General features: G+C 71.6%; 12 protein-coding genes. 3 read left to right on the top strand and 9 right to left on the bottom strand.

What is annotated here, in order from left to right:
- Positions 1 to 272: 272 nt before the first annotated feature.
- From E1265_RS19985 to thyX, 3 genes are all read right to left on the bottom strand, one after another.
- Positions 273 to 1,958, bottom strand: a complete 1,686-nt coding sequence (locus E1265_RS19985) for a ribonuclease J (RefSeq protein ID WP_132931859.1) — start codon at positions 1,956 to 1,958, stop codon at positions 273 to 275.
- Positions 1,959 to 2,095: 137 nt separating this feature from the next.
- The gene (dapA, locus tag E1265_RS19980) at positions 2,096 to 2,995 is read right to left on the bottom strand and encodes a 4-hydroxy-tetrahydrodipicolinate synthase (RefSeq protein WP_132931857.1); all 900 of its coding nucleotides are present in this window, start codon (positions 2,993 to 2,995) and stop codon (positions 2,096 to 2,098) included.
- Positions 2,996 to 3,190: 195 nt separating this feature from the next.
- Entirely contained in the window at positions 3,191 to 3,883 is a 693-nt protein-coding gene (thyX, locus tag E1265_RS19975; RefSeq protein WP_243740957.1) for an FAD-dependent thymidylate synthase, read from the bottom strand.
- 170 nt (positions 3,884 to 4,053) lie between these two features.
- Here thyX and E1265_RS19970 point away from each other — a divergent pair, with 170 nt between their 5' ends.
- Positions 4,054 to 4,254 carry a hypothetical protein gene (locus E1265_RS19970; RefSeq protein ID WP_132931853.1) on the top strand — a complete coding sequence of 67 codons (201 nt, stop codon included), beginning with the start codon at positions 4,054 to 4,056 and terminating at the stop codon, positions 4,252 to 4,254.
- A 69-nt stretch (positions 4,255 to 4,323) separates the two neighbouring features.
- Positions 4,324 to 4,869: a PH domain-containing protein gene (locus tag E1265_RS19965; RefSeq protein WP_132931851.1), complete on the top strand. Its 546-nt coding sequence runs from the start codon at positions 4,324 to 4,326 to the stop codon at positions 4,867 to 4,869.
- Positions 4,870 to 4,911: 42 nt separating this feature from the next.
- Here the strand turns inward: E1265_RS19965 and E1265_RS19960 are convergent, their stop codons facing one another.
- The 6 genes from E1265_RS19960 to eccD all read right to left on the bottom strand — a co-directional run bounded on the left by E1265_RS19960 (position 4,912) and on the right by eccD (position 12,054).
- Positions 4,912 to 5,364: a hypothetical protein gene (locus E1265_RS19960; protein ID WP_132931849.1), complete on the bottom strand. Its 453-nt coding sequence runs from the start codon at positions 5,362 to 5,364 to the stop codon at positions 4,912 to 4,914.
- Positions 5,365 to 5,366: 2 nt separating this feature from the next.
- Complete coding sequence (gene dapB / locus E1265_RS19955) at positions 5,367 to 6,122, bottom strand: 4-hydroxy-tetrahydrodipicolinate reductase (protein WP_132931847.1); 756 nt, start codon at positions 6,120 to 6,122, stop codon at positions 5,367 to 5,369.
- A gap of 58 nt (positions 6,123 to 6,180) precedes the next feature.
- The gene (locus E1265_RS19950) at positions 6,181 to 7,488 is read right to left on the bottom strand and encodes a pitrilysin family protein (RefSeq protein WP_243740956.1); all 1,308 of its coding nucleotides are present in this window, start codon (positions 7,486 to 7,488) and stop codon (positions 6,181 to 6,183) included.
- A gap of 53 nt (positions 7,489 to 7,541) precedes the next feature.
- Entirely contained in the window at positions 7,542 to 9,767 is a 2,226-nt protein-coding gene (locus tag E1265_RS19945) for a polyribonucleotide nucleotidyltransferase (RefSeq protein WP_132931844.1), read from the bottom strand.
- Between the two features lie 373 nt (positions 9,768 to 10,140).
- Positions 10,141 to 10,431 (bottom strand): 30S ribosomal protein S15, encoded by a 291-nt coding sequence (gene rpsO / locus E1265_RS19940; protein ID WP_132931842.1) that lies wholly within the window; start codon positions 10,429 to 10,431, stop codon positions 10,141 to 10,143.
- Positions 10,432 to 10,629: 198 nt separating this feature from the next.
- Complete coding sequence (eccD, locus tag E1265_RS19935) at positions 10,630 to 12,054, bottom strand: type VII secretion integral membrane protein EccD (RefSeq protein ID WP_243740955.1); 1,425 nt, start codon at positions 12,052 to 12,054, stop codon at positions 10,630 to 10,632.
- Between the two features lie 206 nt (positions 12,055 to 12,260).
- Here eccD and eccCa point away from each other — a divergent pair.
- On the top strand, positions 12,261 to 16,139 hold a 3,879-nt coding region (gene eccCa / locus E1265_RS19930), incomplete at its 3' end, for a type VII secretion protein EccCa (RefSeq protein ID WP_132931840.1).

Raw genomic sequence — 16,139 nt, 5'->3', positions numbered from 1 at the left:
CTCTCCGTGAATGCTTCAAAGAAGATCATCCACGAGAACAATTTGATTCTCGCATTGATCAATCAAAAATCTGGCATTGACTTCTTGGCACACTGTTGAGTTCTCAAGGAACGGACGCTACCTTCAGGCCCCTCTCGAGGCCCCCCGGGCTTCCCTTCGTTTGCACCGCCGCGACCGGGGGCCCTTCGGGGTTCCCCCTGCGGCGGTGACGTAAACGTACTTGAGCGGAGCGCCCGGATGCAAATCCGGGCGCTCCGCCGGCAGATGGGGCGTCAGACGTCCATGACCACGGGCATGATCATCGGCCGCCTGCGGTAGGTGTCCGAGACCCACTTGCCCACGGTTCGCCGTACCAGCTGCTGGAGTTGGTGCGGGTCGACGACGCCGTCCTGCGCGGAGCGGGCCAGGGCCTCGTCGATCTTCGGGATGACCGCCGCGAAGTCCGAGTCCTCGATGCCCGAGCCGCGGGAGTGGATGCTCGGTCCGCTGACGATCTTTCCGGTGCTGCTGTCCACCACGACGAAGACGGAGATGAACCCCTCGTCGCCCAGGATCCGGCGGTCCTTGAGGCTCGCCTCGTCGACGTCGCCGACCGAGAGGCCGTCCACGTACACGTAGCCGGCCTGGACCTTGCCCACGATCTTGGCCTTGCCGTCGATGAGGTCGACCGCGATGCCGTCCTCGGCGATGACGATGCGCTCCGGCGGAACCCCGGTCATCGCGCCGAGTTCGGCGTTGGCTCGCAGGTGGCGCCACTCGCCGTGCACGGGCATCAGGTTCCTGGGCTGGCAGATGTTGTAGAAGTACAACAGCTCGCCGGCCGAGGCGTGGCCCGAGACGTGGACCTTGGCGTTGCCCTTGTGGACGACGTTGGCGCCCCAGCGGGTCAGGCCGTTGATGACGCGGTAGACCGCGTTCTCGTTGCCCGGGATGAGCGAGGAGGCCAGGATGACCGTGTCGCCCTCGACGATCCTGATCTGGTGGTCGCGATTGGCCATTCGGGAGAGGGCGGCCATCGGTTCGCCCTGCGAGCCCGTGCACACGAGGACCACCTCGTGGTCCGCGAGATCGTCCAGGGTCTTCACGTCCACCACGAGTCCGGCCGGCACCCGCAGATAGCCGAGGTCTCGGGCGATGCCCATGTTGCGCACCATCGATCGGCCCACGAAGGCGATGCGGCGCCCGTGTTCGTAGGCTGCGTCGACGATCTGCTGGATGCGGTGCACGTGGCTGGCGAAGCTGGCGACGATGATGCGCTTCTCGGCCCGCGCGAAGACCTGGCGCAGGACGCCGGAGATCTCACGCTCGGGCGCGACGAATCCCGGGACCTCGGCGTTGGTCGAGTCCGACAACAGCAGGTCGATGCCCTCCTCGCCGAGGCGCGCGAAGGCGCGCAGGTCGGTGAGGCGGCCGTCGAGCGGGAGCTGGTCCATCTTGAAGTCGCCGGTGTGCACGGCCATGCCGGCCGGGGTACGGATGGCGACGGCCAGCGCGTCGGGGATCGAGTGGTTGACGGCGACGAACTCGCAGTCGAAGGGGCCGATCCGCTCGCGGTGCCCCTCGCTCACCTCGAGGGTGTAGGGGCGGATGCGGTGCTCCTGGAGCTTCGCCTCGAGCAGGGCCAGCGTCAGCTTGGAGCCGATCAGCGGGATGTCGGGCTTCTCGCGGAGCAGATAGGGGACGCCCCCGATGTGGTCCTCGTGGCCGTGGGTGAGGACGATGCCGTCGATGTCGTCGATGCGGTCTCTGAAGGAGCTGAAGTCCGGCAGGATCAGGTCGATGCCCGGCTGCTCCTGCTCCGGGAAGAGGACTCCGCAGTCGACGATGAGCAGCCGGCCGCCGTACTCGAACACGGTCATGTTGCGGCCGATTTCGCCGAGGCCGCCGAGCGGGGTAACACGTAGGCCACCCTCAGGAAGCCTCGGCGGCGGGCCGAGTTCTGGATGGGGATGACTCAATGGACTCTCCTGACCACGCGCGCCACCGCCCCCGGGTGAGAGCCTGTGGCGCGCGTGACTCTGTGCAATGGTCGGTATTCAGTTATCACCTTCACGGTGACGCTCTTGTTTCTCCGGAGTCGCGCTCCGGGCCGTTCTCAGATCTGTACCCCGCCGGCCGCCAGATCGCGCCGCAGCTGCTCGGTCTCGGCCTCGGTGAGGCCGATGAGCGGGAGCCGCAGGGGGCCGCCGGGCAAGCCGCGCATCGCGAGGGCGGCCTTGGAGGTGATGACGCCCTGAGTGCGGAACATCCCGGTGAAGACGGGCAGCAGTCGCTGGTGGATCTCGGTGGCCTTGGCGACGTCCCCACTGGTGTGGGCGTCGACCAGCGCGCGCAGCTCGGGCGTGACGACGTGGCCCACGACGGAGACGAAGCCGATGGCGCCGACCGAGAGCAGCGGCAGGTTCAGCATGTCGTCGCCCGAGTACCAGGCGAGCCCGGTGGTCGCGATCGCCCAGCTGGCCCGGCCGAGGTCGCCCTTGGCGTCCTTGTTGGCGACGATGCGCGGGTGGGCGGCGAGCCTGGTCATGGTCTCGGTGGTGATGGGGACGCCGCTGCGGCCCGGGATGTCGTAGAGCATGACCGGCAGCTCGGTGGCGTCGGCGATGGCCGTGAAGTGCTGGTAGAGGCCTTCCTGCGGCGGCTTGTTGTAGTACGGGGTGACGGTGAGCAGGCCGTGGGCGCCGGCTGCCTGGGCGGCGCGGGCCAGCTCGATGCTGTGCCTGGTGTCGTTGGTGCCGACTCCGGCCACCACATGGGCCCGGTCGCCCACGGCCTCGACCACGGCGCGCACCAGCTGGGATTTCTCCGCGTCGCTGGTCGTCGGGGATTCACCGGTGGTGCCATTGACGATCAGGCCGTCGTTGCCGGCGTCCACCAGATGGGCAGCGAGTCGCTGCGCGCCATCGAGGTCGAGTGAGCCGTCCGCCATGAATGGCGTGACCATGGCGGTCAGGACCCGCCCGAAGGGGGTTTGCGGTGTGGAGGTCGGAGCCATAGGTTCCACGCTACTCGCAGCTCAGCGGGGAGTGGCCCAGCGGGGCGGACAAGCTGTGGATCCCGGCGCTGCCTGCTCGGGGGTTCAGACAGCGCCGGGTCCGTCCAATCACCCTAGACGAGCTTCGCGAAATGTCGCAATACGTGACACTTCTATCAGGTTTTCCGAGGTCCACACGAATGTCGGTCACGCCGGTCAGGGAGCGACCCGGCCGTTGGCGTTGAAGGCGGCGTGTGTGAGCGGCATCAGCTCGGCCCAGGCGCGCTCCATCAGCTCGGCGACCATCTCGATCTCCCGCTGCGGGAACGAGGGCACCCGGGACCGCTCGTCCTTGGTGCGCAGGCCGAGGAAGTGCATCAGGGAGCGGGCGTTGCAGGTGGCGTACATCGAGGAGTAGAGGCCGACGGGCAGGGTCGCCCTGGCCACCTCGCGGGCCACGCCGGCGGCCAGCATCTCCTGGTAGGCCGCGTAGGACTGTCGGTAGCTCTCCTCCATGGTCTTGGCGACCAGGGCGTGCTGCTCGGGGGTGCCGGGGACGAACTCGTACTTGCCTGGACGCCCCCGCTGGACCAGCTTGCGGTCGTCGCCTGGCACGTAGAAGACGGGCTCGAGCCGGCGGTAGCGGCCGCTCTCCTCGTTGTACGACCAGCCGACGCGGTGCCGGTGGAACTCGCGGAAGACGAAGATCGGCGCGCTGATGAAGAAGGTCATCGAGTTGTGCTCGAAGGGGCTGCCGTGCCGATCGCGCATCAGGTAGTTGATCAGCCCCCTGGAGCGCTCGGGGTCCCTGCTGAGCTCGTCCAGCGACTGCTCGCCCGCCGTCGACACGCGGGCCGCCCAGAGCACGTCCGTGTCGGACGCGCTGTGCTTGATCAACTCGACGGTCATGTCGCTGCGGAAACTGGGGGTGTCGGTCACGGCCCCCACCCTAGACGCCGGCACCGACAGCGCTCTCAACCGTCCGGCAAATCGGACTCTCGCCACGGAGTCGGACCTTTCACCTGATAACTTTGTATTGACTCACTCAGGGGAGTCCATTCGGGGGAGGGAGCGACCAGATGACGGATCACGACGACTTTCACAGCAACGTCAGGCGGCCGAGGCGGCCGCGCCCCAGCGTCGGGCAGCTGCTCGGGCACGTGCTGTTCGCTCTGGTCGTGATATCCGGCCTCGTCGGCGCCCTGCTGCTGGCCGGACCCGCCCTCGACGTCGAGCACCAGGCCCCTCCGCAGGCACCGGAGGCGGCCACCAATCCCTGAGCGCGATAGCCTCACCGTTCACAGCCCGTCCCCTGTGTGATCCGACTGTGATACGAACGAGGACCCGTCGTGCCCCTTGCCTTTCTCTCGGCCGACCGTGACGCCGCCGCGACCGGTCAGGAAGCCGTGCCGCACCCCGACCCGACCCAGTGGCGCCGCCCCTACCGGCTCGGCCCGTGGCGCGTCGGCATCGCCGCGATAGCCCTGCTGATAGCGGCCTACATGCTGATATCCGCGCTGATCATCGCGATGGCCGGCACGCTGGCCGGCACCAGCGTCACGGTGGCGATCGCCGCCCTCACCATCCTGTTCTCGCTGCGGCTGCTGCGGATGGGCATCTGGGTCAGCACCCGCGGGCTGCGCCGTGTCGGCCTGCTGACCACCCGGACGCTGCGCTGGCGCGACATCGCCCGGATCAGCACTGTCCAGCAGCCCGTGCGCTGGCTCGGCCTGCCGCGCGGCGTCCAGGGGCAGGCGGTCCAGATCGACCTTCGGCAGGGCGAGCCGCTCGCCACCCTGCTCACCGACCACAGCCTCGACTTCCTCGGCCGGCAGGACCTCTTCGAGCGCGCCGCCGACGTGCTCGAGGCCTGGGCGGCCGAGAACCGCGGCTGACCGCCGGCGCGGTGGGCCCGAAGAGGCTCGCCGGGACGGAGCCTAGGGGCGCGGTGGCCGCCCCGCGTGGAGGGCGATGGCGTGCTGCATCGCCTTGCGGGCGCGGGGCGTGTCCCGGGCGTCGTGGTAGGCGACGGCGAGCCGGAACCAGCAGCGCCAGTCCCCCGGGTTGGCCTCGGTCTCGGCCCGCCGCCGAGCGAACGCCGCGTCGGCCGCCGCCCGGTCGACCCGGCCGCTCGGCGTCCTGGCCAGGTCGTCCACCGGCAGCCCGCCCTCGGCCTCGAGCTCCCGCGCCAGCCGGTTGGCGCGCAGCACGAAGTGAGCGCTGCGCCACAGGAACCACGCCCCGATCAGCGGCAGCACGAGCACCGCGACGCCGAGCGACACGGTGACCCACGTGCCCTCGCCGATCAGCAGCACCCCGCGGTGCCCGACGAGGCCGAAGTAGCCGACGAGCAACGCGCTGAGCAGCAGGAAGAGAAGCCTGTCCCGCACGGCTAGCCGTCCAGGTCCAGGAAGTGTTCAAGGCCCAGGGTGAGCCCGGGGGCGCCGCCGATCCGGCGGATCCCGAGCAACACGCCCGGCATGAAGGAGCCGCGGTTCATCGAGTCGTGGCGGATCGTCAGGATCTCGCCGTCCCCGCCGAAGAGCACCTCCTGGTGGGCGACGAGACCGCTGAGCCGCACCGAGTGCACCGGCACCCCGGCGACGGCGGCGCCCCGCGCGCCGTCCAGGGCACTGGTGGTGGCGTCCGGCTGGGCGCCGAGGCCGGCGGCGGCGCGGGCGTCGGCGACGATCTCGGCGGTGCGGGCCGCGGTGCCGCTCGGCGCGTCCGCCTTGCCCGGGTGGTGCAGTTCGATGATCTCGGTCGACTCGAAGTAGCGGGCGGCCTGCCGGGCGAAGTGCATGGTGAGCACGGCGCCGATGCTGAAGTTGGGCGCGATCAGCACCCCGACCCCGGGTGCCTCGGCCAGCCAGCCGCGCAGCGTCGCCAGCCGCTCGTCGGTGACCCCCGTGGTGCCGACGACGCCGTGGATGCCGTGCCGGACGCAGAACTCCAGGTTGCCCATGACGGCGTCCGGGTGGGTGAGGTCGACGGCGATCTCGGCGCCCGCCTCGGTCAGGGTCTCCAGCTTGTCGTTCCGGCCGAGCGTGGCGACCAGGTCCAGGTCGTCGGCCGCCCCGACGGCGCGGACGGCCTCGACGCCCATCCGCCCGCCGGCGCCGATGATCGCCACCCGCTGCTTGCTCATCGCTTCTCCGTTCCTTCCCCAGCGTTCTTTCCGCGGCCCCGACGCCCCGGGTGCCCCTTCAGGACATCGCCCCGGTCAGGCGCGCGGCCCGCCGGTCGTTCAGCGGGCCGATGACGGACAGCGAGGCACGCTGTCCGAGCACCTCCCGGGCGACCCGCCGCACGTCGTCCGGGGTGACCTCGGCGATGCGCGCCAGCAGCTCGTCGACCGAGAGCTGCTGGCCCCAGCAGATCTCGCTCTTGCCGAGCCGGTGCATCAGGGAGCCGGTGTCCTCGAGGCCCAGCACGGTGGACCCCGACAGCTGGCCGATGGCCCGCTCGACCTCGTCGTCGGCGAGGCCCTTCTCCGCGACCTCGGCGAGCTGCCGGCGGCAGATGTCGAGCACCTGGTCGAGTCGGTCGGGCCGGCAGCCGGCGTAGACGCCGAACAGTCCGCAGTCCGCGTAGCCCGAGGTGTGCGCGTACACGCTGTAGGCGAGGCCGCGCTTCTCCCGGATCTCCTGGAAGAGCCGCGAGCTCATGCCGCCGCCGAGCGCGGTGGACAGCACGCTGAGCGCCCAGCGGCGCTCGTCGTGCCGGGAGACGCCCGGCATGCCGAGCACCAGGTGGGCCTGCTCGGTGCGGCGCTCCACGACGTCCACCCGGCCGGCGGCGCGCACCTCGCGGTGGCCGCCGCGCGGGCCCACCGGCTCGGCCGCGGCGCCGGCCGTGCCGGCCCGCTCGAAGGCGGCCGTCACCAGGTCGACGACGGCCGCGTGCTCGGCGTTGCCGGCGACGGTGACCACCAGCCGGGTCGGGTCGTAGTGCCGCCGGTAGAAGCGGGCGATGCGGTCCCTGGTCAGCGCGTTGACCGTGTCGACGGTGCCAAGGACGGGGCGGCCGAGCGGGCTGTCGCCGAAGAGCGTGTGCGCGAAGAGGTCGTGGACGCCGTCGCTCGGGTCGTCCTCGGTCATCGCGATCTCCTCGAGGATGACGTCCCGCTCGGCGTCCACCTCCTCGGCGGGGATCAGCGAGCCGGTGAGCATGTCGCAGACCACGTCCACGGCGAGCGGCAGGTCGCTGTCCAGCACGCGCGCGTAGTAGCAGGTGAACTCCTTCGTGGTGAAGGCGTTCATCTCGCCGCCCACGGCGTCGATGGCCGAGGAGATCTCCAGCGCCGTGCGCCGGCTCGTGCCCTTGAAGAGGAGGTGTTCCAGGTAGTGGGTGGCGCCCCCCTGCGCGGGGGTCTCGTCGCGGGAGCCCACCCGAACCCAGATCCCGAACGAGACGGACCGCACCCCTGGCACGGTCTCGGTGAGGATCCGCAGACCCGAGGGGAGCACGGTCCGCTGGACGGTCGTGCCGTCGCTGTGGCGTGGACGGGGCACGGCCCGCCCCACTGGATCGGTGGGGCGGGCCGTCTCCGTACCGGTCGGTCGGCTCACTGCTCGGCGGCGTCCTTCTCGGCGGGCTCGGCGGCGGGCTCCTCCTCGTCGAGCACGGGGACGAGGGACAGCTTGCCGCGCTGGTCGATCTCGGCGATCTCGACCTGGACCTTCTGGCCCACGCCAAGCACGTCGTCCACGTTCTCCACGCGCTTGCCGCCGGCCAGCTTGCGGATCTGCGAGATGTGCAGCAGACCGTCCTTGCCGGGCAGCAGGGAGACGAAGGCGCCGAAGGTGGTGGTCTTGACGACCGTGCCCAGGTAGCGCTCGCCGACCTCGGGCATCGTCGGGTTGGCGATGCCGTTGATCGTGGTGCGGGCGGCCTCGGCGGACGGGCCGTCGGCGGCGCCGATGTAGATGGTGCCGTCGTCCTCGATGGTGATGTCGGCGCCGGTGTCCTCCTGGATCTGGTTGATCATCTTGCCCTTGGGGCCGATGACCTCGCCGATCTTGTCGACCGGGATCTTCACCGTGATGATCCGCGGCGCGTTGGGGGACATCTCGTCCGGGACGTCGATGGCCTCGCTCATCACGTCCAGGATGTGCAGCCGGGCGTCGCGCGCCTGCTTGAGGGCGGCGGCGAGCACGGAGGCCGGGATGCCGTCCAGCTTGGTGTCGAGTTGGAGGGCGGTGACGAACTGCCGGGTGCCGGCGACCTTGAAGTCCATGTCGCCGTACGCGTCCTCGGCGCCGAGGATGTCGGTGAGGGTGACGTAGTGCGTCTCGCCCTCGATCTCCTGGGAGATCAGGCCCATCGCGATGCCGGCGACCGGCGCCTTCAGCGGGACGCCCGCGTTCAGCAGGGACATGGTGGAGGCGCAGACCGAGCCCATGGATGTGGAGCCGTTGGAGCCGAGCGCCTCGGAGACCTGCCGGATCGCGTAGGGGAACTCCTCGCGACTGGGCAGCACCGGGATGAGCGCCCGCTCAGCCAGCGCGCCGTGGCCGATCTCGCGGCGCTTGGGGGAGCCGACGCGGCCGGTCTCGCCGGTGGAGTAGGGCGGGAAGTTGTAGTTGTGCATGTAGCGCTTGCGGGTCACCGGCGAGAGGGTGTCGAGCTGCTGCTCCATGCGCAGCATGTTCAGCGTGGTGACGCCCAGGATCTGGGTCTCGCCGCGCTCGAAGAGGGCCGAGCCGTGCACCCGCGGGATGGCCTCCACCTCGGCGGCCAGGGTGCGGATGTCGGTGACGCCGCGGCCGTCGATGCGGACCTTGTCGCGGATGACGCGCTCGCGGACCAGCTGCTTGGTGAGCGCGCGGTAGGCGGCGGAGATCTCCTTCTCGCGGCCCTCGAACTGCGGCAGCAGCTTCTCGGCGGCGACCGACTTGATCCGGTCGAGCTCGGTCTCGCGCTCCTGCTTGCCAGCGATGGTCAGCGCCTGGGCCAGCTCGTCGCGGACGGCGGCGGTGAGCGCCTCCAGCACGTCGTCCTGGTAGTCCAGGAAGATCGGGAACTCGCCGGTGGGCTTGGCGGCCTTGGCGGCGAGGTCGGACTGGGCGCGGCAGAGCACCTTGATGAACGGCTTGGCGGCCTCGAGGCCGGCGGCGACGACCTCCTCGGTGGGGGCGGTGGCGCCGCCCCTGACCAGCTCGATCGTCTTCTCGGTGGCCTCGGCCTCGACCATCATGATGGCGACGTCGCCGTCGGGCAGCACCCGGCCGGCCACCACCATGTCGAAGACGGCCTCCTCCAGCTCGGTGTGGGTCGGGAAGGCGACCCACTGACCGCGGATCAGGGCGACCCGGGTGCCGCCGATCGGGCCCGAGAACGGCAGCCCGGCCAGCTGGGTGGAGCATGAGGCTGCGTTGATCGCGACCACGTCGTAGAGGTGGTCCGGGTTGAGCGCCATGATCGTCTCGACGATCTGGATCTCGTTGCGCAGGCCCTTCCGGAAGGAGGGGCGCAGCGGACGGTCGATGAGCCGGCAGGTGAGGATGGCGTCCTCGGAGGGGCGGCCCTCACGCCGGAAGAAGGAGCCGGGGATCTTGCCGGCCGCGTACATCCGCTCCTCGACGTCGACGGTGAGCGGGAAGAAGTCCAGCTGGTCCTTGGGGTTCTTGGAGGCCGTGGTGGCCGACAGGACCATGGTGTCGTCGTCCAGGTAGGCGACGGCGGAGCCGGCGGCCTGCTTGGCGAGGCGGCCGGTCTCGAAGCGGATGGTGCGGGTGCCGAACGGGCCGTTGTCGATAACGGCCTCGGCGTAGTGGGTCTCGTTCTCCACCTTGGTTTGTCTCCTCTGCTCGCCACCGCCGGTGGCGGTGGCGTTGGCGGTGGAGCACCCCCGCACTGGCCGGCCATCGATCGAAGCTCCCGGGGCGAGCCCGGGGGCCACTACCGAGGACCGGCGACGGTTCGGAAGGCGCTCCGCCTCGTACGTGTCTCCTGTGTCCTGTATGGCGCGTGCCGTACGGGACCAGCCTACAAAGGCATCGGGTTCCCGGCTCGGTTTCCACCTCCGGTGGGGGACGCGGGCCGGGCTCGCCGGATCCGGGATCAGTGCGTACGGGATCAGCGGATACCGATCCGCGCGTGCGGATCAGCGGATACGGCGAAGGAGCGGCCGCCGCGTGGGTGGCCGCTCCCTCTGGGGCGTGTTAACGGGCGCCCGCCGCGCCGCGGCGGATGCCCAGGCGCTCGACCAGGGTCCGGAAGCGCTGGATGTCCTTGCGCGCCAGGTACTGGAGCAGGCGCCGGCGCTGGCCCACCAGGAGCAGCAGGCCCCGGCGGGAGTGGTGGTCGTGCTTGTGGGTCTTCAGGTGCTCGGTGAGGTCCGAGATGCGGCGGGAAAGCAGCGCCACCTGGACCTCGGGGGAGCCGGTGTCGCCTTCCTTGGTGGCGAACTCGGCGATGATCTGCTGCTTGGTGGCGGCGTCGAGCGACGACACACGTACTCCTTGAGTGATGAGTGACTGCCACCGAGTGCCCCTGGTCTGATCCGCAGGGGAACTTCCGGAACTCGGGAGGCGGGGTCCGCTGAGCGCTTCCTCCAGAAGACTCCGGGGGCGCGTACGCAAACGGCCAGTGAGCACCGTACAACAGATTCGCGTCCCCTGGCACATCGGGCCGTGGCCAGACGGCGGCCGTCAGTCGCTGGTCAGGCCGCGGGCCCTGGCGTAGACGTCGAGGACGGCCAGGCAGAGCGGGATGAGGGAGAGCAGCACGGCGCCCTCGGCGAGGTCGAGCGCCCGGCCCCAGAACGGGGTCAGGCCGGCACGCGGCACGATCAGGGCGATCGCGACGAGGAGGCAGGCGGCGGCGGTGAGCGCGGCGGTCAGCCACAGGACTCGCACGTCGCCGGCGCCTTCGGCGTCCAGCGCGAAGCCGGCGACCAGCAGCATCAGGGAGCCGAGCCCGGCGACCAGCAGCACCGCCACCTGAACGGCGTAGCGGAAGAGGCGGGCGCGGGCGAGCAGCGCCAGGCCGGCGGCGAGCGCGAGGAGTTGGGCCCAGCCGTCGGCCGAGAAGCCGAGGACGCCGGCGGCGACGGTGGCCAGCGCGGCGCAGCCGCCGGTGAGGCCGAGCAGGAGCTGGTGGCCGCGGCGGGCCTGGGCCGCGATGCGCTCGGTGTCGACAGCGCCGGCCTGGGCCGGCTCGTGGCCCGGGGTCCCGTAGCCGGCGCGTGGCGCGACATAGCCGATGGGGAGCCGGACGACGCCGGCGGCGAGGGCGGGCAGGAAGGCGATCGCACCGAGGGCGAGGGGAACGCAGACGGCCGCGGCCGCGGTGGGGGTGGCCTCGGTGAGGATGGCGCCGAAGGTGGCGAGGGCGCCGAGCGCGGCGGCGCAGGCGGCCGCCGCGAACCAGCCGGCGAGCGCGGGCATGGCGGCGACCAGGGCGGCGGAGATCACGAGGACGGCGAGGCAGCCGAGGAGCAGTTCGAGACGGCCGACGCCGTGGCCCTCGTCGAGCGGCAGCGCGCCGGTGCCGGCGACCAGCGCGTGCGGCAGGGCGGCGAGTCCGGCGGTCAGGGCGCCGGCCGCGTCGTCGTAGGCGCGGGCACGGACGGCGGCGAAGGCGGCGAACAGCACGGCGAGGATCGCGGCCAGCACGCCTGGCAGGCCGTGCGTCTCGTGCCGGACGGGGTCGGCGTACCACAGCACCAGGGCGGTGAGCGCGGCCAGCGCGCCGGCGGCGGTGAGTCCCGCGGCGCGCAGCAGCCGCTCGTTCCACAGCCGCCGGTCGCGGGTGACGGCCTCGGCGATCGCGTCGGTGACGTCGTCGTGGACGGGTGGCGGCAGCGAGTCGGCGAAGGGGCGCAGGCTGAGCACGTCACCGTCGAGCACCCGCTGGGCGCCGAGCGTGCGCGCGCCGTCGAGCACGGTGCCGTCGCGACGCACCAGGTGGTAGCCGACGGGGCCGCCGGGGTCGGGGGCCTGACCGGTGAGGCGGAGGATCTCGGGGTAGAGGTCGGCGAGCGGGATGTCCTCGGGCAGCGCCATGTCGGTGCGGCTGTCGGGCGCGGCGACGGTGACGCGGCAGAAGCCGGTGGCTGCGGTCGTCGTGTTCACGGAACGTATCCCCCTCGTGCCAGGCCCACGGACTGCGGCCGCCAACCCTATCGGCCGCACGGCGCGTGGCGGCGCTGGGGCACACCTGGGGCCGCCGGGGCACAGCTGGGGCGGCCCGGGGCACAGCTGGGGCGAGACGCCCGCTGCACTAGGATCGGTCGCCCGACGACACCAACCGGCTACCAGCCGTCGCGGCGGGGGGACTTGTGAGCCAGATCGTGGTCAAGCGTCCACCGAGGGTGCTACCCGAGCGGGTTCCTGACACGCCCGTGACCCTGCTCCCGCCGCCCGAACTGCCCAAGGGGCAGCAGGAGGGCGTGCTGATGCAGCTCGTGCCGATGCTGGGCATGGGCTCCTCGGTGGTCTTCTTCTTCATGCCTGGCGCCGCGCCGATGATGCGGGTGATGGGCCTGCTGATGCTGGTGTCCACGGTCGGCATGCTGATCGCGATGGTGGTGCGGTTCCGGCGCGGCACCCAGGGGCAGATGGCGCAGTTGCGCCGCGACTACCTCAAGTACCTGGCGCGGACCAGGCAGGAGGTGCGGGAGACGGCGCGCGCGCAGCGGGACACCCAGTTGTACCTGCACCCGGCGCCCGAACAGCTGTGGGCGCTGGTCGCCGAGGGCAGCCGGGTGTGGGAACGACGGCCCGGGGACGCGGACTTCGGCCAGGTGCGGGTGGGCCTCGGCGAGCACCAGCTCGCGACGCCGCTGGTGGCGCCTGAGACGGCGCCCGTCGACGAGTTGGAGCCGCTGACGGCGCGCTCCATGCGGCGGTTCCTCGACACCCACGGCACGATCGGCGGGCTGCCGGTGGCGGTGTTGCTGCGCGGCTTCTACCACCTGACGGTCACCGGCGAGGCCGAGGCGGCCCGGGGCACGGCCCGTTCGCTGGTCGCCTCGCTGGCGGCGCTCCACTCGCCGGAGGAGGTGACGCTCGCGGTGGTGACCTCGGCCGAGGCGGCCGGGGCCTGGGAGTGGGTCAAGTGGCTGCCGCACACGCAGCTCTCGGCGCTGGACGGCGCCGGCACCCGGCGGCTCGTGGGGCGCGGGGTGGCGGAGGTGGAGGAGCGTCTCGCGTCGGGGCTCGAGGGCCGGGGCCGGTTCTCGGCCGGCGGCAAGCCCGTGCTCGACCAGCCGCACGTGGTGCTGCTGGTGGACGGGGCGCGGGTGCCGCCGCACTCGGCGTTCGCGGCGGCCGAGGGCGTCCAGGGCGTCACCGTCGTGGAGATCAGGCCTGGCGACCGGCCGGCCGACGAGCGGCGCGCGGGCCTGACCGTGTGGTCCGGGCCCGGGGAGCTGCGCCTGACGTCGCCGGACGGCTCGTACTACGAGGGCGTGCCCGACGCGCTGTCACTGCCGGCGGCCGAGGCGCTGGCCAGGCAGCTCGCGCCGCTGCGGCTCGGCACCGCGGCCGACGAGGACGAACCGCTCCTGGCCAACCTGGACTTCGCCGACCTGCTCGGCCTCGGCGACCCGGCCGCGGTGGACACGGCCCGGACCTGGCGGCCGCGCGGCGCCGGCGAGCGGCTGCGGGTGCCGATCGGGGTGGACGAGGAAGGCCAGCCGGTGATGCTGGACCTCAAGGAGGCGGCCCTGGAGGGCATGGGCCCGCACGGCCTGTGCGTGGGCGCCACCGGCTCGGGCAAGTCCGAACTGCTCCGCACCCTGGTGCTCGGCCTGGCCGTCACCCATACCTCGGAGACGCTGAACTTCGTGCTCGCCGACTTCAAGGGCGGCGCCACCTTCACCGGGATGGCGGGGCTGCCGCACGTGTCGGCGGTCATCACCAACCTGGCCGACGACCTCACGCTGGTCGACCGGATGGGCGACTCGATCCGCGGCGAGCTGCGGCGTCGCCAGGAACTGCTGCGGGCCGCCGGCAACTACGCCAACCTGCACGAGTACGAGAAGGCCCGGGCCGCCGGCGCCCCGCTCGAACCGCTGGCCTCGCTGGTGCTCGTCATCGACGAGTTCTCGGAACTCCTCACGGCCAAGCCGGACTTCATCGACATGTTCATCCAGATCGGCCGCATCGGGCGATCGCTCGGCGTCCATCTGCTGCTGGCCTCACAGCGCTTGGAGGAGGGCCGGCTCAAGGGCCTCGACACCTACCTCTCCTACCGGATCGGCCTGCGGACCTTCTCGGCCGCCGAGTCCCGCACCGCGATCGGCACGCCGGACGCCTACCACCTGCCACAGATCCCGGGCTCCGGCATCCTCAAGTTCGGCACCGAGAAGATGATCCGCTTCAAGGCGGCCTACGTCTCCGGTCCTTACCGGGAACCAGCGGCCCGACCTGCGTCCGCCGGTCCCCGCCCCGTCCACCGGCACCCAGTGCTCTTCACCGCCGCCCCGGTGCCGGTGCGGTACGAGGAGCCGGTGCCCGGGCCGGCGGCCGGGGCGATGGCGGACGACCCGCTGTCGGAGACCGTGCTCGACGTGATCGTGCGCCGCCTCGAGGGCCGGGGCCCGGCCGCCCACCAGGTGTGGCTGCCGCCGCTCGACTCCGCGCCGACGCTCGACGAACTACTGCCGGACCTACGGGTGTTGGAGGGCCGGGGCCTCCAGGCCACCGGCCGCTCTGGCACCCTCTCCGTGCCGCTCGGCCTGGTGGACAGGCCGTTCGAGCAGCGCCGCGAGGTCCTCTTCCGCGACTTCTCTGGCGCGGGCGGCCACATGCTGATCGTCGGCGGCCCGCAGTCGGGCAAGTCCACGCTGCTGCGCACGCTGATCGTTTCGTTCGCGCTGACCCACACCCCGCGCGAGGTCCAGTTCTACGGCCTCGACTTCGGCGGCGGCGGCCTGGCCGCCGTGGCCGACCTGCCGCATGTGAGCGGCGTCGCCTCCCGCCTCGACCCGGACCGCGTCCGCCGCACGGTGGCCGAGGTCGCGGGCGTGCTCGCCGGCCGCGAGGAGTTCTTCCGCCGCCACGGCATCGACTCCATGGCGACCTACCGCCGGCTGCGCGACAGCGGCCAACTGCCGGAGGAGCCCTGGGGCGACGTCTTCCTGGCGATCGACGGCTGGGCAGCCTTCAAGCAGGACTACGACGCAACGTTGGAGCCGCTGATCACGGACCTGGCGGCGCGCGGCCTCGGGTACGGGATCCACCTGGTCATCACGGCGGCCCGCTACCTGGAGCTGCGTCCGGCGATCAAGGACCAGCTCACGAACCGGCTCGAACTGCGCTTGGGCGACAGGCTGGAGTCGGAGTTCGACCGCAAGGTCGCCGCGGACATCCCCGCGGACGTCCCGGGCCGCGGCCAGACTCCGGACCGACTGCACTGGATCTCGGCCCTGCCGCGCCTCGACGGGGTGGCGCGGGCGGACGACCTCGCGGCGGGGACGGCCTCCCTCGTCACCACCGTGCGCGCCGGCTGGACGGGGCCCGATGCGCCAACGCTGCGGACCCTGCCGGAGCGCCTGCTCGCGCACGATCTACCCAAGGGCTTCGAGCGCCCGAACGAGGGCATCGCGATCGGCATCGGCGAAGCGGACCTGCGACCGGTGTTCATCGACTTGGACCGGGACCCGTTCCTGTTCGTCGTCGGCGAGAACGAGTCGGGCAAGACGGCGGCGCTGCGGCTGATCATGCAGAAGCTCACCGAGCGCTACGGGCCCGACGACGCGGTGTTCGCGATCACGGACTTCCGGCGCTCGCTCATGGCCGCCGCCCCGGAGAACTACGTCGGCGGCTACGCGACGACGGAGGCCAAGCTGGACACGGACGTCCGGTCGCTGCTCTACGTCTTCGAGAAGCGGGCGCCGAAGGACGACATCACGATCGAGGAACTTCGTGCCCGCAACTGGTGGACCGGGCCGCGGTTCTTCGTCATCGTCGACGACCACGACCTGGCCGCGGCCTCGTCCGCCAATCCGCTGGCCGCGCTGGCCGCGCATCTCCCCTACGCCAGGGACATCGGGATTTCGGTGATCGTCGCCCGCAATGCCGCCGGCTTCTCCCGCGCGTCGTTCGACCCGCTCATCCAGCGCATGCGCGACCTGAGCGCCCAGGGCCTGATCCTCTCCGGCGACCCCAGGGAAGGCGACCTCCTCCACGGCACCCGCGCCCGCCCCCTTCCC

The sequence above is a fragment of the Streptomyces sp. 8K308 genome, assembly GCF_004348315.1.
Classification (GTDB): domain Bacteria; phylum Actinomycetota; class Actinomycetes; order Streptomycetales; family Streptomycetaceae; genus Streptomyces.
This window is presented reverse-complemented; position numbering and strand designations above follow the sequence as displayed.

What these genes read in the sequence shown, in the direction of transcription:
- dapA (WP_132931857.1), bottom strand. Translation starts at nt 2,995, where the DNA reads ATGGCTCCGACCTCCACACCGCAAACCCCCTTCGGGCGGGTCCTGACC.
- E1265_RS19970 (WP_132931853.1), top strand. Translation starts at nt 4,054, where the DNA reads ATGACGGATCACGACGACTTTCACAGCAACGTCAGGCGGCCGAGGCGG.
- dapB (WP_132931847.1), bottom strand. Translation starts at nt 6,122, where the DNA reads ATGAGCAAGCAGCGGGTGGCGATCATCGGCGCCGGCGGGCGGATGGGC.
- thyX (WP_243740957.1), bottom strand. Translation starts at nt 3,883, where the DNA reads ATGACCGTCGAGTTGATCAAGCACAGCGCGTCCGACACGGACGTGCTC.